This window comes from Parasaccharibacter sp. TMW 2.1891 (genome assembly GCF_023337675.1).
Classification (GTDB): Bacteria; Pseudomonadota; Alphaproteobacteria; order Acetobacterales; family Acetobacteraceae; genus Bombella; species Bombella apis.
Map to the genome: position 1 here is coordinate 117,889 of NZ_QORT01000003.1, position 19,853 is coordinate 137,741.

General features: G+C 58.9%; 15 protein-coding genes and 1 riboswitch. Of the genes, 10 read left to right on the plus strand and 5 right to left on the minus strand.

What is annotated here, in order from left to right; genetic code table 11:
- Positions 1–48: 48 nt before the first annotated feature.
- The 4 genes from DTJ15_RS07745 to DTJ15_RS07760 form a co-directional block, all read right to left on the minus strand.
- The gene (locus tag DTJ15_RS07745; RefSeq protein WP_081562414.1) at positions 49–1,608 is read right to left on the minus strand and encodes an efflux transporter outer membrane subunit; all 1,560 of its coding nucleotides are present in this window, start codon (positions 1,606–1,608) and stop codon (positions 49–51) included.
- Between the two features lies 1 nt (position 1,609).
- Positions 1,610–4,702 (minus strand): efflux RND transporter permease subunit, encoded by a 3,093-nt coding sequence (locus DTJ15_RS07750; RefSeq protein WP_043559068.1) that lies wholly within the window; start codon positions 4,700–4,702, stop codon positions 1,610–1,612.
- Between the two features lie 16 nt (positions 4,703–4,718).
- Positions 4,719–5,834, minus strand: coding sequence for an efflux RND transporter periplasmic adaptor subunit (locus tag DTJ15_RS07755; protein ID WP_193599749.1), 1,116 nt, complete (start codon positions 5,832–5,834; stop codon positions 4,719–4,721).
- A 226-nt stretch (positions 5,835–6,060) separates the two neighbouring features.
- A complete protein-coding gene (locus tag DTJ15_RS07760; protein ID WP_043559061.1) occupies positions 6,061–6,927 on the minus strand; it encodes an OmpW family protein in 867 nt (288 codons plus the stop codon).
- A gap of 264 nt (positions 6,928–7,191) precedes the next feature.
- Here DTJ15_RS07760 and DTJ15_RS07765 point away from each other — a divergent pair, with 264 nt between their 5' ends.
- The 8 genes from DTJ15_RS07765 to DTJ15_RS07800 all read left to right on the plus strand — a co-directional run bounded on the left by DTJ15_RS07765 (position 7,192) and on the right by DTJ15_RS07800 (position 14,995).
- Positions 7,192–7,935, plus strand: a complete 744-nt coding sequence (locus DTJ15_RS07765; RefSeq protein ID WP_227449734.1) for a Crp/Fnr family transcriptional regulator — start codon at positions 7,192–7,194, stop codon at positions 7,933–7,935.
- Between the two features lie 98 nt (positions 7,936–8,033).
- Positions 8,034–8,558, plus strand: a complete 525-nt coding sequence (locus tag DTJ15_RS07770) for a hypothetical protein (RefSeq protein WP_081562411.1) — start codon at positions 8,034–8,036, stop codon at positions 8,556–8,558.
- Between the two features lie 110 nt (positions 8,559–8,668).
- Positions 8,669–8,820: riboswitch (FMN riboswitch) on the plus strand.
- A gap of 92 nt (positions 8,821–8,912) precedes the next feature.
- Complete coding sequence (gene ribD / locus DTJ15_RS07775) at positions 8,913–9,974, plus strand: bifunctional diaminohydroxyphosphoribosylaminopyrimidine deaminase/5-amino-6-(5-phosphoribosylamino)uracil reductase RibD (protein WP_249079826.1); 1,062 nt, start codon at positions 8,913–8,915, stop codon at positions 9,972–9,974.
- 4 nt (positions 9,975–9,978) lie between these two features.
- Complete coding sequence (locus DTJ15_RS07780) at positions 9,979–10,629, plus strand: riboflavin synthase (RefSeq protein WP_081562410.1); 651 nt, start codon at positions 9,979–9,981, stop codon at positions 10,627–10,629.
- A 5-nt stretch (positions 10,630–10,634) separates the two neighbouring features.
- Positions 10,635–11,879, plus strand: coding sequence for a bifunctional 3,4-dihydroxy-2-butanone-4-phosphate synthase/GTP cyclohydrolase II (locus tag DTJ15_RS07785; RefSeq protein ID WP_043559442.1), 1,245 nt, complete (start codon positions 10,635–10,637; stop codon positions 11,877–11,879).
- A gap of 3 nt (positions 11,880–11,882) precedes the next feature.
- A complete protein-coding gene (gene ribH, locus DTJ15_RS07790) occupies positions 11,883–12,353 on the plus strand; it encodes a 6,7-dimethyl-8-ribityllumazine synthase (RefSeq protein ID WP_043559053.1) in 471 nt (156 codons plus the stop codon).
- A 269-nt stretch (positions 12,354–12,622) separates the two neighbouring features.
- A complete protein-coding gene (locus DTJ15_RS07795; protein ID WP_043559049.1) occupies positions 12,623–13,564 on the plus strand; it encodes a glycosyltransferase family 2 protein in 942 nt (313 codons plus the stop codon).
- 18 nt (positions 13,565–13,582) lie between these two features.
- Positions 13,583–14,995: a hypothetical protein gene (locus DTJ15_RS07800; protein ID WP_249109776.1), complete on the plus strand. Its 1,413-nt coding sequence runs from the start codon at positions 13,583–13,585 to the stop codon at positions 14,993–14,995.
- 96 nt (positions 14,996–15,091) lie between these two features.
- Here DTJ15_RS07800 and DTJ15_RS07805 read toward each other — a convergent pair whose 3' ends face one another.
- On the minus strand, positions 15,092–16,585 hold the full coding sequence (locus tag DTJ15_RS07805; protein WP_249109778.1) for a glycosyltransferase family 39 protein: 1,494 nt from the start codon (positions 16,583–16,585) through the stop codon (positions 15,092–15,094).
- Positions 16,586–16,870: 285 nt separating this feature from the next.
- Between DTJ15_RS07805 and DTJ15_RS07810 the strand changes: the two genes are divergently transcribed.
- Positions 16,871–18,220 carry a glycosyltransferase family 39 protein gene (locus tag DTJ15_RS07810; RefSeq protein WP_249109780.1) on the plus strand — a complete coding sequence of 450 codons (1,350 nt, stop codon included), beginning with the start codon at positions 16,871–16,873 and terminating at the stop codon, positions 18,218–18,220.
- Positions 18,221–18,346: 126 nt separating this feature from the next.
- On the plus strand, positions 18,347–19,777 hold the full coding sequence (locus DTJ15_RS07815; RefSeq protein WP_249109782.1) for a mannose-1-phosphate guanylyltransferase/mannose-6-phosphate isomerase: 1,431 nt from the start codon (positions 18,347–18,349) through the stop codon (positions 19,775–19,777).
- Positions 19,778–19,853 lie beyond the last annotated feature (76 nt).

The following is a 19,853-nucleotide window of genomic DNA, read 5'->3' on the forward strand; positions in this document are numbered from 1 at the left end:
GTCAGGAAGCGGCCTTTTTCATGTCTGGATGGTTTGGCGGCCGTCAGCTTACCACGGCACAAGCGTGGTGGAGAGGCGTTTGGCATCCTTCGGGCTGACACCGAGGTCATTGCGGTTCCACCATCCCCCGCCGAGAGCCTGGAACAGGCCGACCGTATCGGAAAGGCGGGTGACCTTGTCCTGTGCGACGGAAATCTGGTCCTGCGCCACGGCCATGCGGGCCTGTGCCACGTCAATCTGGCTGTTGTCCCCCAGCCTGTGCTGGGCTTCTGCAATGTGCAGGGCCTGTGTGGCGGCGTCCAGCCCGTTCTGGTCGGCCAGAAGTGTGCTGCCATCCAGCTCTACGGCATGGAGGCTGTCTGCCACATCGCTGACGGCAGACATGATGGCAGCCTTGTAATATTCCTTGGCCTGTTCGTAATTGGCTTTGGCCTCCCGCTGGGCATGAAGCAGTGACCCTCCCTGGAAAATGGGTTGGGTGACCGTGGCAGCCAGCATCCAGTTGCCCATCCCAGGCTTGAACATCTTGCTCATGCTGTCCACAGCCTCGCCAGGCAGGGCACTCAGCTGCACATTGGGGAGGCGGTTGGCAATGGCAATGCCGAGCTGCGCCCCAGCAGAGCGGATCTGCGCCTGTGCAGAGGCGATGTCAGGCCGTTGCAGGAGGAGCTGGGCCGGCAGGCTGACGGGCAGCTGATGCGGCAGGGTGAAGTCTTTCAGCTCGAAGATGGGCAGGTCCGCATTGGGGCTGAGGCCCACCAGAGTGGCCAGCTGGTCCCGGGTCTGGGCAAGCTGTGTCCGGAGAGGAGGTAGATCCGCCTGAAGTTGCGCCAGCGAATCCCGCAGCAGGAGCTGGCTCTGGCGGGACTGGTCCCCCAGGCCGACCTGATTCTGATTGATGCGGACCATGGCTGCCTGCTGGGCGATCAGAACTTCCTTGGCACGGATCTGCTCACGGAGACCCGCCTCGGTGATGGCCGTGTTGACGATGTTGGAGATCATCGTCAGCGTCGTGGCCTCCAGCTGGAAGCGCTGGATATCCGCCTGGGCTTTGGCGTTGCGAATGGCAAGGCGGGAGCCACCCCAGAGATCGGGCACATAGCCGATGTTCAGCTGGGCCGTGTGCAGATTATAGAGCCATTCATTATTGTTCGGCACGGGCGAGAGTGCCTTGGAGGTCTTGTTGCGTGTCGGAATGAACTGGGCAGAAATGCTCGGATAGAGTGACGCCCCCTCAACACGGCGCTGCTCCCATGCTGCCCGCAGGCCAGCCTGCATGGCTTTCAATGTCTGGTTGTTGGTCAGGGCCAGCTCCACCATCTGGTTCAGACGGGGATTCTGGAAGGCCTCCCACCATCTGCCGGGAACATCTGCCCCGGAGATGAACTGCTGGCGGTGGAGGAGGCTGTCGCTGCTTCTGTCCCGTCCAGCTTCAGACTGGGTGATGTTCTTCTGGCTGTATCCTGTCCTCTCTGGCAGGGGGGGAATGTCCTTGGAGGAAGGGCCGACAATGCAGCCCCCCAACCCGGCAGCCATGCCGCCAAGAAGAACACTGGCCAGCAATCGGGAGGAACGGCCCCTCATGCAGGGGGTGGAATGCTGTTTCATGTCAGGCCTCCTGCTCTTTCTGGCTGGTCCTGCGGCTGACCCATTCTTCCAGACGGCAGAAGCAGACTGGCAGGATGAAGAGGGTCAGCAGGGTGGCAATGCCCAGCCCACCGACAACGACCGTTGCCAGGCCACGCTGTACATCGGTTCCCACACCTGTGGCCAGAGCGGCGGGCAGCATCCCGACACTGGCCACGGTTGCTGTCATCAGCACAGGGCGGAAGCGTTCGGTTGCTCCCAGCCGGGTGGCCTCCCGTATGTTGCCACCAGCACCAAGATGACGGTTGATGTTGGATACCATGATGATCCCGTTTTGGATGGCCACACCAAACAGGGCGATGAAGCCGACCGCCGTGGCAATGTTCAGTGTTTCGGCCCGTAGATGCAGGGCGATCAGCCCGCCCAGGGCGGCAAGTGGCACAATGCCGATGATGAGCAGCGCATGGCGGAACTTCTGGAACTCCGCATAGAGCAGCCCCAGCATGACGGCGAACATGACGCCCAGGGCTGCCACGAGGCGGACCTGGGCGTGCTGGGCCTCCTGGAAGGTTCCGGCCCATTCCAGACGGAACTTCTGGTGGTCGTAATGGACGTTCTGGTCGATGAGCTTCTGGGCATCGTCAAGGTAGAGGGACATGGGCCGGTTGCCATTATCCACCTGAAGGGTGATCTGCCGCTCGCCCATCTCATGGGCGATGCTGCTTTCACCCATCTGGAGACGGATATGGGCAATTTCAGCCAGAGGGATGGCACTGCCATCACCCGTAATCATGGGAATCTGGCCCAGCAGCTGGAGGTTGGAACGCTGCGTGTTGTCGATGCGCAGGGTCGCATTGTAGAAGCGGTCGCCCTCAATCACGCTGGTCAGCGGGGCATCGCCGATGGCGCTGTTGATGACATCCGTTACATCATTGATGCTGATGCCATAACGGGCGGCTTTCAGCCGGTCTGGTGTGATTGCAATCTGTGGAATCTTGGGTTCCTGGAAGATGTCGGCCTGCACGGTGCCGGGTACCTGCCAGAGCTGCTGGACGACCTGCTTGCCAAGGGCACGCAGGCCCGAGAGGTCGTCCCCATAGATGCGCATGACCAGCGGGCTGTGCGCTCCGCCAAGCTGATCGCTGAGATTGTCCTCGATCGGCTGGCTGATGGAGAAGGAAATGCCAGCGATCTTGTTCAGGCGGGCCCGGAGTTTCGTGATGAACTCGGCTTTGGTCTCGCCGTGGGCCCACTGGTTGTAGGGCGTCAGGCCAACGGGCATTTCGATGTGGGAGGGCGTCCATGGGTCCGTACCATCATCCGAGCGACCAAGCTGCGTTATGGCATAGGATGTCTCCGGGAACTCCCGTACCGCACGACGGATTTCCGAAGCCTTTTCCTGCCCTTTTTCCAGTGAGATGCCCGTTGGCATCTGCACCTGGAGCCACAGCGCCCCTTCATCAAGGTCAGGCAGGAACTCCCGGCCCGTCGTGACCCCAAGGGCAATGACGGTCACCAGTGCCAGTCCGGCACTGACGAAGGGGATGACAGGGTGATCAATCAGATGGCGGAGCAGGGCGTCATAATATTTGTGCAGCCAGTCCAGTGGCCTGTTGTGCCAGATGGGCCGTGGCTTGCGCAGGGCCAGGAAGGACATGGTGGGTGTCAGGGCCAGGGCGCAGAGCAGCGCTCCCAGCAGGGCGAAGCTGACTGTCCAGGCCATGGGGCGGAAGATTTTGGCCTCGCTGCCTTCAAAGGCGAAGAGGGGACTGTAGGCCACCACGATGATGATGGTGGAGGCGAAGATGGCCCGGCCCGCACGGCGGGTGATGGCAAGAATGTCCGGCTGGTTCAGCGGGAGGTTGGGGTGCTCCTCCCTGTGGCGGAGGATGACCTCGGTGATGACGATGGCTCCATCGACGATCACGCCAAAATCCACGGCTCCGAGGGAGAAAAGGTTGGCCGCCATGCCGCAGGCCCGCATGAGGATGAAGGCGAATGACAGCGCAAAGGGAATGGTCACTGCCGTGATGGCGGCACTGCGGGGCGAGCCCAGGAAGAAGGTCAGGATGACCAGCACGAGGCCGATCCCCTCAAGAATCGTTTCGCTGACCTTGTCCGTTGTGGATTTTACGAGGTTGTCACGGTCCAGATACGGAACAATGCGGATATGTTTGGGTTTGAGCTGTGTCTGGAGCTTGGCGACGGCAGCGTGCAGGTCATCCAGCACCTGTGAGGGATTGGCGCCCCGCAGCATGGTCACGACCCCTTCGATCGTATCCGGATTGCCGTTTTTCCCAAGCATCCCTTCCCGGACCTGATGGCCGAATTCGATCCGCCCCAGCTCGGAGAGGAAAATGGGAACACCATCATGATGGCCGATGACGGTGTTGCGCATGTCCTCCAGAGAGTGGATCTGCCCCACGCCACGGATAATGTAGGACTGCTCACCACGGGTGACGCGGCCACCACCAGCATTGGCATTGCTGTTGCGGATGGCGTTCATCACATCGCTGATGCTGATGCCAAAGCGGATGAGGGCGTTGGGGTCGAGGATCAGCTGATATTCCCGGGTGAAACCGCCGAAATTGTCGATGTTCACCACGCCGGGCACCCGCTGGAGGGCGGGAATGATCTCCCACCGCTGCACGTCGGAGATGGTCATGAGGTCCTGATCGTCGGACTCGACCGTGTAGCGGTAGATTTCTCCGCTGGCCCCGGAGATGGGGCCGAGGGAGGGCTGGGCACCGCCTGTCAGCTGGAGGCCGTCAAGCTGGCTCTGCACCAGCTGGCGGGCACGGTAGATGTCCTCTCCATCCTTGAAGATGAGCGTGATGAGCGAGAGGCCGAATGTCGTGCTGGAGCGGCTCTCCACAACACCGGGGACGGCTGCCAGTTCACGCTCGACAGGCGTGGTGACCTGATGTTCCATCTCCTCGGCAGCAAGGCCGTTGACCTGCGTGGTGACCAGAACACTGGCCGGGCCGAGGTCCGGGTAGGCTTCCACGGGCAGCTGTTTCCACGCCAGCATTCCGGTGACGAACAGAGCTGCGGTAAGAAAAGCGACGGCCTTGCGGTGACCAAAGCACCATGTGATGAATTTCTCGATGAACATGACTGCTCAGCGGTCCTCAGTAATCATTGAGCAGGATGGCCCCATGCGTGATGATACGCTCACCAGCTTTCAGGCCGGAGAGAATGCGTACGGACTCTCCTTCCTCGTAGCTGATGGTGATGAAGCGGCGGCGGTAGGTGTTGGGGGCTGTCTCCACAAAGACGGAAACCTGGTCATTGTCCATCAGCAGGGCTGTTTTGGGCAGGAGGGGCTGGGCCTGCTGGGTGATGTTCAGCGTGGCGGTGGTGAACTGTCCGGGGCGCAGCGCCCCCTGGGTGTTGTTGCAGCGCAGATAGAGATTCAGGCGGCGGGTATCAGTATGGACGGTGCCGTCCAGCGAGGTGACGGGTCCATGGCATGTCTGGCCGGGGAAGGGGGCTTCCAGCGTCATGCTTGCACCGAGCATGGGCAGGAGGGATTCCGGCAGGCTGGCCTGGATCCAGACAGTGTCCAGATTGGCGACGTTCATCAGGGTTGCTGTCATGTCTGTCACATTCTGGCCGATGCCGGTGGATATGGCGGTGACGATGCCGGAGACAGGCGCTACCAGTGGTTGGTAGCCGGCATTGCCGTCTGTGCCGAGAGCCTGAAGGCGCAGATGGGCACGGGTGGCTTCGGCCTGGGCCTGTTCCAGATCATTTCTGGCAGACTGCATGTCTTTTACGGCATTGCCTCCCGCATTCAGCACGCCAACAGCACGGCGATAGGCCAGTCGGGTAAGGGTGAGGGTTGCCTGTGCTTTGCGGTCATCTGACCATGCCTGTGCCAGGTCACCGGAATACAGGATGGCAAGAACATCGCCTTTCTGTACATGCTGGCCTGTCTGCACATACAGGTTGGCCACCCGCCCGACGACCGGGGAATGGATGTCCACGCTCTGGCCGGGGGAGGCGATGATCTGTGCTGGAAGCTCTACCTGATGGGGGGAGAGGGTTTCCGCGACGGGCTCAACAGTCAGCTGGCCATCCAGCGGCCCTCCGGGCCTGATGCGCAGCAGGTCACCGTTGTGAGTAACAGCGGGCGGTGGGGCAGTCTCTATGACCCGGTGGGGGACGAGAGACCACACACCCCAGAGAAGCAAAAGAACGATCAGGACGATGCCAGTAATAATCATGTTACGTGAGACACGCATTATTGGGATGTTCTCCGTTCTTCTGACTGCCAGGGCAAAATTCGTTCCCTTCTGACACATGCGCAGTGATTTGTCACGGTATTGTATCTGTACCGTAATATTCGAACTTTATGGATGATGGCTGTCGTGATGAGTAATTGCTGTCCAGTATTGCGACTATATGAAAAAGGGGCCGCAATTACTCTGCGGCCCCTTTCCCGAATGATCTGATGTTGTTGTGGAAAGATCAGAAGCGGTATTCGATACCGGCACCAACAACAGTCGGATGCACGTCATCATGAACACGGACCCGACCACCAGTAATGGGGTTGCCGCGCTGGCTCAGATGAACGCTCTGATTGAACAGAAGGATCTGTTTGATATCGAAGTTGAAGAACCAGTTGCCGACCAGCTGGTAATCAAACCCGAGGTTGAAGCTCGGCCCGACGTTGGTTTTCATGTGCATGGCATCAAACACGGCCCCGTTGAAGGCCCCACCCAGATTGGTGGCCTGATGCATGTTGTGGAAGATGGCCACCGTGATGCCAAGACCGGCATAGGGGTTGAAGCGCTTGTGCGGGCGGAAGTGGTAGGCGGCTGTCAGTGTCGGGGGGAGAATCCAGAAGCTGCCAGCATCCAGCTTGCCCAGGTTGCCGACATGGGCAGCGGCTTCATGACGGGTGGAAGAAGCAATGAGGTCCAGGGAGAGGTGGTCCGTCAGGAAATATTCAAGCGTCAGTTCCGGCATGACCTGGTTGGTCACGCTTACATTGTGGCGGAAGATGCTGCCACCAGCCAGAGCTGCCGCAGGTGAGCTGGCATTCAGCTTGACGCGGGAGCCGGTGTTGTTGGTGATTACGCCGAGAGCGGAGAGGCGGACAACGAAGTCCCCTTTGCCAAGGCCGATCTTGGTATTGGCACAGGTCTGGAAAATGCCGCAGCGATGGTCATCCGGAGCATGAAGATGCACGGAAGCATCCGGAGCAGCCTGCATGGTGCTGGATGCGGATACGGAGGTGTGGGCTCCTGGCGCTGCTGTCTGGGCAACGGCGAAGGAGACAGACCCAAGAGCAAACAGCGCAGCTGTGGCCATCCGGGTGAAGGTGCGGCTCATTTTTCCTAGAATCCTCGATGAGTTACAACGGCGTGGCGAAAATGGACAAAATGTAATTGTTCCTTCCCCGCCTATAAGAATGATCTGCCTCGAAAACAAGAAAAAATTTATAACTGTAATAGGGCATTAACTGAAAATATTCTAGAAATTGATCTATATCAAAAAATGGGGCTTTTCTTATCACTGTCATAAGGAAGGTTTCTTTTCCAAGGGGGGGGATAACCCGCTAACTCTGACACCGGCTATAGTGAGACAGGAAAGATAATGGTGGAAACAGGTCGCAGCCTCATGGAGGCCGTTCGGGAACGGTGTGGTCGCTGCCCTGGCCGTTCGGTCAGTATCTGCAACGTCATTGAGGACCAGGACCTTCCTGCCCTTGTGGCGGAATCTTCCCGGGTGGTTGTTCAGGCGGGGCGCTGTTTCATACAGGAAGGCGCACCGGCGCACGATTTTTATGTGCTGACAGGCGGCCGGGCCAAGCTGTTCAGTCTCATGCCTGATGGGCGTCGGCAGATTGTCGGTTTTGCAGAAGTGGGAGATTTTCTGGGGCTGGCCTCCTCAGAGAGTTATGCCTTCACCGCAGAAGCTCTGGGAGAGGTGACACTCTGCCGGTTCCCCCATTCTGCCATCGACCGTCTCGTGGAGCGCTTCCCCCGTCTGCATGGTCGCCTCCAGCAGGAGGCTTCCAGCGAGCTGGTCAAGATGCAGGCGCGGCTCATGCTTCTGGGGCGCAAGACAGCCCGTGAGCGTCTGGCCAGTTTCCTTGTCGAACAGGCCAGCCCCTGCTGTGCCCATGCGCTGAAGGATGAGCACGGCCCGCTGACACTGCCCCTGCCCATGTCCCGGACAGACATTGCCGATTATCTGGGGTTGACGATCGAAACGGTGAGCCGGACGTTCAGCCTGTTCAGGAAAGAGGGGCTGATCAGCATCAGGGGGGCCAGTTCCGTCACGCTTCTGTCACCGGGGCTGCTGAGCGACATGGCTGGTGGCATAAAGCGGAGCTGAGCCTTCAGGAGTGTGGCATGGCCTTTTTTTAACTTTGGGGATGTAACCTCGTGGTGTAGTGAATGGACGCATCCGGTACTCATTCTAGGAGCTGCTTCATGAAGATCCGTACTCTGTTTACAGTTTCACTGCTTGCCTCGTCCTTTGCCCTGCTGCCGCAGGCTCATGCTTATGATCCGAATGATCCGCTGGCCATCCAGAGCAGCATGGACAGCGTGACGAAGTCCATCCAGAACGAAAACGCCAAGCTGCAGGCCCTGCAGGAGAAGTATGCTGGCGCTCCGGAGCGTGCCCGTGCCCGCATCCAGAAGCGCATGGATGCCCTCCAGTCCGACGTGAAGCAGCGTCAGGAGCGTCTGCAGAACCTTCAGGACAAGTACAAGAACCTTGCCGCTGACAAGAAGGCCGAGATCCAGAAGAACATTGATGATCGCAAGCAGCAGATCAAGGATGTGCGCGACAGGTACAGGAATGCGCCGGCTGAGGAGAAGCAGCGCCTCAAGGACCAGCTTGATGCCCAGAAGTCTCAGCTTGACGCCCAGAAGAAGAGCCTGAAGGAGATGCACGACAGCACGGTGCAGTCCGGCAAGGACTTCGTCCATTCCCTGAAGGGCGGTTTCTGATCTTCTACAGGATCGGTCCTGACAGGACAGGGTGATGAGAGAGGCCGCTCCCATTGGGGCGGCCTCTTGCTCTTTGGGGGGAGTACCTCCATATAGGGCGTGATTGAGATAGACGTTCTCGGGGCAGGGTGGAATTCCCTACCGGCGGTGTTGGTGGCTTTGGCTGCCTCAGCCCGCGAGCGCCCTGCATCCGTGCAGGGGACAAGCAGACCCGGTGTGAATCCGGGGCCGACGGTCAGAGTCCGGATGAGAGAGAACGTTCTTCCTGTCCATTGCGGGAGGGGGGATGCCGCCTTTCCGTGAGGGGGGAAGGCGTGACGTCGCCGCGAACGTCCCTGAGATGATTGGGGACTGATGATGACAGATGTGTCGAGTGGGACACGAAGAACGGACAGCCCGCCCCCGCCGCTGGAGAGCGTGCGGGCCGGTTTCCGGGAGGCCGTGAAGGCGGCCGTGCAGAAGATGGGGGCGACCGTTCCCAATCCGGCGGTGGGCTGCGCCCTGCTGGATGGTGAAGGGCACCTGCTCGCCGTGGGAGCACATCCCGCTGCGGGCCAGCCTCATGCCGAGGTCATGGCGCTGGAGCAGGCCCGGGAGAAAGGCGTGCTGGAGCAGGTCCGCACTGCCTTGGTGACGCTGGAACCCTGCAACCATCATGGCCGGACTCCTCCCTGTAGCGACCGGCTGAAGAACAGTCCCGTGCAGACCGTGTGGATCGGTGCCCGGGACCCCAACCCGCAGGCCAGAGGGGGAGCGGACCATCTGGCCGGGGGCCTCTCTCCGAAACAGGTGCATTTTCTGGCCGATGAACCCGGCCTGCGCTCTCTGGCGCAGGACTGTGCCGCACTTCTCGCACCGTTTGCCTGCCGTGTGACGCAGGGCCGCCCGTGGCTGAGTGTGAAGCAGGCTCTGGACGGGCACGGCAGCATGATTCCTCCGGAAGGGCAGAAGACCTTCACCTCGTCCGCATCCCTGCGGCTGGCCCATCAGCTCCGGCGGGCCTGTGACGCCGTGGTGACGGGGATCGGGACCGTTCTGGCTGATGACCCGTCCTTTACCGTGCGGCATGTGTCCGATCATGCCGGGCGGGCACCCCGGCCCCTGATCGTGCTGGACCGGCAGGGCCGTCTTCCAGCCGCCTGGCGTCAGGCCCGGGAGGCGGACGGGTTCCATGTGGAACAGTGCCGTGACCTGTCATCCCTGCCTGCCCTTCTGGGGCAGATGGACATCAACTGGGCCCTGATCGAGGCCGGACCTGCCCTGCTGGCCAGCGTGCGGGAGGCGGGCCTGTGGGATGACTGGCTGACCATCCGTCATGAGGGGGCCGACAGGGACGACCAGCTTTCCATTACCCTGCGTGAAGAGAGTGCGGACAAGCGGAGCCCGATCCAGCTTCTGCGCCAATATGGGGACTAAGACCATGTTTTCAGGAATCATCGAACGTGTTGGCGACGTGCAGTCCGTGTCCCTGCGGGACAGGGCCATGGATGTACGGATCGCCACCCATTTTACCGATCTGACGGAAGGTGAAAGCATCGCCACCAATGGCGTGTGCTTGACCGTGACCCGTTTCACGCCCGAGGGTGTGGCGGATTTCCATCTGAGTGGTGAGACGCTGGCCCGGACGGCTCTGGGTGACCTCGTGGAGGGGGCCCGGGTGAATCTGGAACGGGCCGTCAGCCTCAATACACGGCTTTCCGGCCATATCGTGCAGGGGCATGTCGATGCGGTAGGCAGGCTGACCCATGTTGCCGAAGCTGGGGAATCACATCATCTGCGGATTTTCATGCCTGCTTCCCTGCGCCGCTATGTCATCGAGAAAGGGTCCATCACCATCAATGGCATCAGCCTGACGGTGAATGAGGTGCATGATGATGTGCGTCATGACGGGCAGGAAGGCTTTGAGATCAGCCTGATGATCATTCCCCATACATGGACCCATACGGACCTTTCCACGCTGGCCATCGGGGCGAAGGTGAATCTGGAAGTGGACATGATGGCCAAATATGTGGAGACGCTCCTGCGCCACACGCCGGAAGAGGAACTGCGTTACAGGGGGGATGCCCGGTGAGCAGCCTGTCTTCAAACCTGAAGGCCGCCATCGCCGCCGTGCGGGCTGGCCGCATGGTCGTGATGGTGGATGATGAGGATCGGGAGAATGAAGGTGATCTCATTCTGCCAGCCCAGTTTGCCACGCAGGAGACCATCAATTTCATGGCCCGTCAGGCCTGCGGGCTGATCTGCCTGTCCCTTGAGGCTGACCAGATAGACCGGCTTGGCCTGTCTCCCATGGTGGCGAAGAATCAGGACCCGCGGGGCACGGCCTTCACCGTGTCCATCGAGGCCGCCCACGGCGTGACGACGGGCATTTCCGCTGCCGAGCGTGCCCATACGATTCAGGTGGCATCTGCGCCGGATGCGACACCGGCGGACATCATCTCCCCCGGTCACATGTTCCCCCTGCGGGCCAACCCTGATGGCGTGATGGCCCGGGAGGGGCATACGGAAGGAGCTGTTGACCTCATGCGGCTGGCAGGTCTGCGTCCGGCTGGTGTGATCTGTGAGATCATGGCCGAGGATGGCACGATGATGCGCCTGCCGGAGCTGCGTCACTATGCCCGTCGGCACGGTCTGCCGCTCATCAGCATTGCCGAAATGCGCCGCTGGATTGCTGAACATGGGCGGGGTGATGTCGGAGCTCTGGACATGGCAGAAGCGCCATTGTCGGAGGAAGCCCAGCTTGCCGTGGCCGACCTGCCGACCGTGTGTGGTGGAGAGGATCTGCGAGTCCATGCCTTCCGTGGAGCTGATGGTGTGGAACATCTGGCCCTTGTGAAAGGGAAGCCTGACCAGACCGTACCGCTGGTCCGCCTTCATTCGGAATGTGTGACGGGGGATGCGCTGGGGTCGCTGCGCTGCGACTGTGGCCCACAGCTGCGGGAAGCCCTGAAGCGGATTGCGGCGGCGGAATCAGGCGTGCTGCTCTATCTGCGGGGGCATGAGGGCCGGGGGATCGGTCTGGCCAACAAGATACGGGCCTATGAGCTTCAGGATCAGGGCATGGACACGGTTGATGCCAATGAGGCGCTTGGTCTGCCCGCTGATGCCCGCCGCTGGGATATGGCGGCCCATATGTTGGCCAGTCTCGGCGTGACCCGCCTGCGCCTGCTGACGAACAACCCGGAAAAAGAGCGTGGCCTGACGGAGGCCGGACTGGTGGTGGAAGCCGTGGAACGGCTTGTCGTGCCATCCAATCCGTTCAACCGCCATTATCTGGAAACGAAACGCACCCGTATGGGGCATATGCTGCAGGAGAGCTGAACCATGAGCAAACATATCGCTACGGCCCCGGAAGGCCTGAAACTCAATCCAGCGCCAAGACTGGCCCTGCTGGTCAGCCGCTTCAACCCTGATGTGACGGGCGGTCTGCGTGATGGTGCGCTGGAGTGGCTGAAGGAACGTGGCATTGATGAGACGGTGGATGTCTATGAGGCCCCCGGTGCGTTCGAGCTGCCCATCATGGCCCAGCACCTTGCCCGTAAGGGTATCTATGAGGGGGTGATCTGCCTCGGCTGTGTCATCAAGGGGGATACGGCTCATTTCGAGTTCATTTCCATGGGGGCCACTGTTGGCATCATGCAGGCCCAGCTGGCGAATGATGTGCCGATTTCTTTCGGTATTCTGACAACCTATACGGACGAACAGGCCATCGTGCGCTCCCGGGGGGATGAGCACAACAAGGGCCGTGAGGCCGCTGCGGCCTGCTTTGAGACGGTGGCCTTCCTGCGGAAGTGATCTGGCCCTCCTGTATGGCAAGAAACATTCCTGCCCTGTGGAGACAGGTCAGGAATGTTGCCGCCAGGTCATTGGTTGACGTGCTTCATGGGCCCGGAGGTGGCCTGATATTTGATGGAGAACGGCGAGGTATTTAACAATCGTGCAATAGAAGTCCCCATATAATGCTTCTGGCAGGATTGTTGCGTTTCTGTGCCCGACATCATAGACAGAGTGACTGATACCTGTATGGAATTTTATTGTCCTGAAATGTTCGGAAAGAGGTTTGCGTGGATTTTGAGACCATAAAGGTGGCCGTCCTCATCCCCTGTTACAATGAAGAAATGACAGTGGGGCATGTTGTGGAGAAATTCACGAGGCACATGCCGGGGGCGGAGATTTATGTCTATGACAACAATTCCACCGACCGGACAGTGGACGTTGCACGGGCCGCAGGGGCAATTGTCCGGACAGAGCGGATGCAGGGGAAAGGGTACGTCGTCCGGCGGATGTTCTCCGACATTGATGCAGATTTCTACATCCTGATTGATGGTGATGAGACCTACGAGGCCGAGGCGGCCCCCAGGCTGCTGGAGCATGCGTATGAGCATGGTCTGGACATGGTCAATGGGGCTCGTGTCACGGACCGTCCGGCGGCGTATCGCATGGGTCATGTATTGGGCAACCGGATGCTGACGGGGCTGGTGACCATGATTTTCGGGCGCCGCCTTACGGACATGCTGTCCGGCTATCGGGTTTTCTCAAAGCGGTTCGTCAAGTCATTCCCGGCCTTGTCCCAGGGGTTCGAGACGGAAACCGAGTTTACCATTCATGCGCTGGAGCTGGGGTTGCCTGTCGGTGAGCTGAAGACGGCTTATGTCGAGCGGCCACCGGGCAGCGTGTCCAAACTGAGCACTTACAAGGACGGTATCAGGATACTCTGCACGATTGTCCAGATCGTGAAGCTGGAAAAGCCGTTTCTGCTGTTTTCCTCCATTGCGGCTGTCCTGTTTGTCCTGGGGCTTGGGTTGGGGATTCCTGTCGTTTCCTTCTATCTCCGGCAGGGTGTCGTCCCCCGCCTGCCAACAGCCCTGCTGGCTACGGCTCTGGTGCTGCTCTCTTTCCTGAGTTTTGTCTGTGGGTTGATCCTCGACACGATTGCCATTGCCCGGAAAGAGCAGAAGAGGCTGACCTATCTTTCCTATCCTGCCGTCTTTCCAGACAGGCGCTGAGCTGCCGGGAGCGCTGTGATGTTCTGCAAGAAAAACGTGACCACGGTCATATGGTGTGCCGCCATCGTGTGGAGCATCATGGGTATTCTGTCATGGTCCCATCTGCCGATAGAATACCGGCCCGGTGGGCTGCGGCTGACTTTCAACAGCATGATCGACCACATGCTGCATGGCCATTTTGATGTGGACCCGAAGACCGTGGAAGAGGAGGGTTTCCTCCGGAATGGGAAAGTGTATGCTTACTGGGGCATTTTCCCCTCCCTGCTGAGGTTGCCAGTCCTGCTGTTCCCCAATGGGCTGCATTGGGACATCACCCGCCTTTCATCCATCATGGCCCTGCTGATGATCCTGTTTTTCAATTACAGGACATGGCGTTTCGTGTCGGAGCGTTACCTTGGAGGTACGTCCTGGGTTTCGCTCTGTCTGGCCATTGCCCTTGCTTTTTCGGGTGAACAGGTCTGTTTTTTTGAACACAGCCTGTATCAGGAGGTCTGCTTCTGGGCTCTGGCCTTCGCTTCATGGTTTGTGTACTGCGCCATCCGTGTCCTCTGCGAGAAGGAGTACTGGCGATATGGTGGGGTCTGCATGGCCGTTGCGGCGGGCTGTGCGCTGTTGACCCGTGTTTCGATGGGGATCGGGCTGTATGTGGCGCTGCTCTGTTTTCTCATCATCCATTTTTACAGATGGTGCCGCAGCTTCAGGACGAAGGATGAGGGCGTCACGCTGCTGTCTCTCGTTGTGCCGACAGTCATCTCCGTTCTGGCCATCATCGTGACGGCATATGTGAATTACAGACGATGGGGCAATCCGCTTACCTTCGCCAATTATGACCTGTACCTCTACAATGTGGAGTTTCCCAGCCGCATCATGCGGACCAAAACTTATGGGCTGTTCAATCTTCAGAGATTCTATCTGGGGATTGTCTATTTCTTTGTACCGGTGTGGATTTTCCAGAAGGCTGACGGGCATTACGTTCTTCAGGATAGTTTCACGCGGCTGATTGATGCGAATGAGCTGCCACCCAGCAGCTTCTTTCTGACAGATGGTTTCATGCTGCTCTGTGGTGCGCTGCTGATTGTCGGGCTGCTCCGCAGGGGCCGTGTGTTTCCCATCAATCGGGCAGCGCTTGCTTCTGTCGCCGTATCCTTGGCAATACCGGCTTTCCTGATGATGATTGCCATCAGCATGAATTACCGGTACCGGGCGGAATTCTACCCGGATATCGTTTTCCTCGGGACGCTTGGCTGTGTCTATCTGTACAACAACCTGAAGGATGTACGGGCTCTGAAAAAGATTCTGGTTGTCCTTCTGGTTGTCAGTGTTGTCTCATCCAATCTCAATATTTTCCTGTATGGGGAAAGTGAGCTCGGCCCTGCCTACCTGTACATCAAGGACGGCATTTTTTCTTATTATTACCATCGGGTTTTCTGAAAAAGCAGGAAGTTCTCCTGCCTGAAGATCAAAAAAAGGCGGCTTCTCCGGGATAGGGAGAAGCCGCCTTTTGCAATCATGGCGCCTGCGGGAGGGTCAACGGATCCGCCTGTAGATTATGAACCCGCTGAAGGCATAGCGTGGGGGATGTTCGTAGATCATCTCATAATGCTGTTTGAGCTCTCTTGTGAGAACAGCATAGGTATCCCGGTTGATGGACATGTCATGCTCGGTATCGTCGGCAGAGAGGAGAATGTAGAGGGGTTTCTGGGCCAGTATGGCTTCGGTCTCCTGCACAGGGTCGATGCCCAGAGCGTCCCGCTCCGTATCGGTGCTGAGATGGGCCGAAAAGGGGAAGCGTGTCAGATGGCAATAAGGGACACTGTCCAGCAGAATATCCGGCGTGTCGTAATTGAAGACACAGCCGACAGGGGATGAAAGACGGGAGACGGCCTGCCGCAGGGTGGAAAGATCGCTGGCACGGTTGATCTTCTTTTCCGTGTCGTAGGTGCGGGTGCCCCCCCATACCAGCAGCAGCACGAGCCAGAGACGGCTGAAAGGGGAGGCCCAGAGTGGTGCTGCGGTTATGAAAAAGGCCGGATAAAGGGGCAGGGAATAGTGTTTGGTAAAGGTGTTGAAGAGGGCAAAACCGGCAAAGGCTGTCCACGCCCACCCGCCAAGGAAAAGGGAGAGAGGCTGGCAGTGGGCGGTCTGTTTTCTGAAGAGAAAGCGCAGGACTGTCGTGCCGAGCAGGATGCCCAGCATGACAAGGCACCAGTATACATTATGCAACCACTGGTGCAGAGAGGCAGCCGGGATGGGTTTTTTCAGGAAGATGGAGACGGTGTTGGCAAACCACCATTCCTGGAAGTGGCCGTCCAGCGCATAGAACAGCATGACAGCCAGTGTTGGCACGAGGGCAAGCCCACACCAGATGATGGCATGGCCCATGACCTGCTTCAGGGTACCGCCCTGCCGGTAGGTCAGTCCCATCAGGAACAGCCCGACATAGATGCCTTCAAAAACGACAGATGTTTTCAGCTGGAGAGCGATGCCAAACAGCAGCATGACTCCCGCTCCCGTCTGGAACAGGGTGAGGCGGGCCTGCCCGGCCATGAACCGTGCGACCAGCAGGATGGCCCAGACGACCAGCAGATTATAGAAGATGGGCGTCTGGCCGCCGCAGCCCTGTGAGTTGGCAATCCAGACCAGATAGAGACAGCCAGCACAGAGGGCCCCTCCGACCGGGGCGATGAGGCGGGCGACCTTCATGCACAGGATGGACGTCGCCCAGGCACTCAGCAGGGCAATGGCCTGATAGGCCCAGATGCGGTAAGGACCGAAAAGGTGGAAAAGTTCATAGAGCAGAAAGATGCCGATGGGTTTTCTGTCCCATATGTCGACATAGGGCAGTTCGCCATGCAGCATTCTGCCACCGACAAGCATATAGAATTCTTCATCAGCGAAGATGAAGGGATTCCCGAACACCATGAAACGGGTCAGGATTGCCATGACAAACAGTAGAGAGTACGCTACGTACTTGCTGTCCAGTGACCGGGCAAGGCGGTCCCGGAGTGAATTATATGACATGCAGGTGGCCAGTTAAGTATAAGGACGATTTTCTTTAGAAGAAAACGAGAACGCATTCTATACGCAGGACGCATGGGGTCAAATATATTTGGCTGTTTCAGGCAGTAAATCGTTATATTTTTTTGTGCTACAGGGCCCTTTGTAAAGGAAGTGTTAGGAATAAGGCGATGTTTTTTTCAGGGTTTGGATCCGTTCATGTCTAAAAAAGAGGACAGTTTTGTATGGCCCTGGTGTCTGGCCTGGGCAGTTCTGTTTCTTCTGACATGTCTCCGGACTGTACTTGTCATGTTCCATCATGTCCCGCTGGACGTCAATGAGGGGTGGAATGCCCAGCTGGCCAGCTGGACAGCCGGTGGAGATCACCAGCTTTATTCATCGGACCGGGGTTTTGTTTTCAACAATTACCCGCCTCTTTCTTTTGTATTGATGGGCGGGCTGGTCCGGCTCGGGTTCGATGCCATCATTACAGGCCGCATCCTGTCCTGCCTGTCCGTTCTTGCATCGGCCGTGTTGATCGTCCGCATCATCCAGGTCGTGACAGGCAGACTTCCGGTGGCCCTGGCCACGGCCTCCCTGTTCCTTGTCACGGCGAATACAGCCTTCCAGGGTTACTTCGGGATGAATGACCCACAATGGCTGGCCCAGGCCCTGATGTTGGGGGGGCTGTACGTGGCGGTCAGCCGGAATGTGGCTGACCTGACATGGCGGCGCCTGTTTCTCTGTGCTGTCCTGATCGTGCTGGGGGGCTTTACCAAGCATAATCTCGTGGCCTTGCCGCTGGCCCTGTTTGTCTGGCTGCTCTGCATCGACCTGAAAAAAGCCGTCCTCTGGGGCATGATGGCGGCCGGGCTGCTGCTGGTCGGGTTTGCCAGCTGCTACGAGGTTTACGGGGTCAGTTTTTTCCGGGATGTTTTTCTCCATCAGCGGGTCATCCGGTTGGGACGGGTCATTCATGGCCTGCGGCAGCTGCCCCTCATGGGGGGGATGCTTCTGGTCGGGCTTGGGCTCTTCTTCCGGCAATGGCGCTCCCTGAAATGGCAGGACCCGGCCTGTCTGGTGGGGTTGTTTCTGGCGTTCGGCTGTCTGTTCGGCTGTCTTGAATCGCTGGGCGAAGGTGTTGATTACAATTGCATGTTTGATGCCTTTGTGGCGGCGACCCTGTTGTGCGGGATCGGGCTGGCCCGTCTTCCAGAGGGGCCGGAGCAGAAGCGGCGCTTTGTCCGGGCCTGCTGCGTGATGAGCCTGCCCCTGCTGTTCCTGCTGCCGCTGTGGGGGGTGACTTCTTACAGGCAGGTCCAGACGGTCAGTCTGAAAGACCGTGAGTGGCAGACCTACATACAGGCGCTGAAGATGCACAGCACATCCCTGCTCTGTACGGATATGGCCCTGTGCTACTGGGCGAATAGCCGTGATGCCATTGATGGGTTCAATCTTTCACAGGCGCTGAAGAAAAATCAGGATATTGTGGCCCTGCGTAGCGTGATCGCCCAGCACCGGTTTTCCCTTGTGCAGCTTTACGGTACCTCGGCCCATTACAGCAGCGGCAATCTCATTGTGGATGGCTGGCTGGCGAAGGCTGGCTATCGGCCAGTCATGGATAATGGTGAGCTGATTCTTCTCGGATACGTCCATTGAGGCAGGGAAGCTGCCAGAGTTGTGGCGGCGGCTCTATCCGGTAGCCGCATGAACATGGTATCATAATAGCTAACATGATTTTTATGACCAGAGGCTGGATGACAGCCTGCGCTGGAAAGGTGTGCGATGATTGTTCCTGTTGTTCTCTCCGGTGGGTCCGGAACACGACTTTGGCCGGTCTCTCGCAAGAGCTATCCCAAGCAGTTCTGTGCTCTGCTGAGCAAGGACACGCCGTTTCAGGAAACTGTGCAGCGGACACGGGCGCTTGGGCTGGAGGCCGCCCCCATTGTGGTGGGGAATCGTGAGCATCGCTTCATCATGGCTGAGCAGCTGCGGCAGACAGGCATCGAGGCAGCGAGTATCATTCTTGAACCGGTTGCCCGCAATTCTGCTGCTGCCATGGCTGCTGCCGCTTTCTGGCAGGCCCGGCAGGCCCGGCAGGCCCGGCAGGACGAGGAGGCCATTCTCTGGTTCATGCCAGCCGATGCTGCCATAGAGGGGCAGGAAGCGCTGAAGCAGGCGCTGGAGCAGGCCTGTGAGGCCGCCCGGCAGGATTATATCGTGACCTTTGGCATCCGGCCGAACCGGGCAGAAACGGGCTATGGATACATCCAGCAGGGCCCCCTCCTGGATGGGCAGGAGAATGCCTATCACATTGCCCGTTTTCTGGAGAAGCCGGATGCCGAAAGGGCCAAGGTCCTTGCCAGTGATGGGCAGCATCTCTGGAACTCGGGAATGTTTGTGGCCCGTGCCCGTGTCTTCCTTGAGGAACTGAAAAAATACGAACCGGCCATTCATGAGGCCGTGTCCCGTGCAGTGCAGGAAACCAGCTGCGACCTTGGCTTTGTTCAGCTGGCCGGAGAAACTTTCTCCCGTGCCCCATCCATTTCCGTGGATTATGCCGTGGCGGAGCGGACGGATCGTGCCGCAGTCGTGCCGTCCAGTTTCTCCTGGATGGATGTCGGCAGCTGGGATGCCGTCTGGGAGCTGACCCCCAAAGATGAAAACGGTAATGCCGTACAGGGCAACGTGTTTCTGGACCGTGCCCGGAACTGTTACGTCAAGTCCGATGGCATCGTGGCGACCGTGACCGGTGTGGATGATCTCATCATCATCGTGACGGGGGATGCCGTCATGGTGTCACATCGGGAGCGGGCGCAGGACATCAAGCACATGGTGTCACGCCTGCGGGATGAGGGCCATACGGAGGCGGAACAGCATGTCCGCATGTACCGCCCATGGGGATTCTATGAGAGTCTCATCCAGGGGGACCGTTTCCAGGTGAAGAGGATCCATGTCAGTCCCGGGGAGAAATTGTCCCTCCAGAAGCACTTCCACCGTTCGGAGCACTGGGTTGTCGTGGCGGGTACGGCCCTCGTGACACGGGATGACGAGCAGATCACGGTGCGGGAGAATGAGAGCATCTATCTGCCGCTTGGCTGCGTACATAGGCTGGAGAATCCGGGTCGCATCCCTGTCACGCTGATCGAGGTGCAGTCCGGCCCTTATCTGGGAGAGGATGACATCGTCCGTCTGGATGACGTGTATCAGCGGTAGGTGCCATCATCGTTACTATTACTGGCAGGAGCCCGGACATGTGGCCCATGTATCGGGTGGACTTTCAGGAATGGAA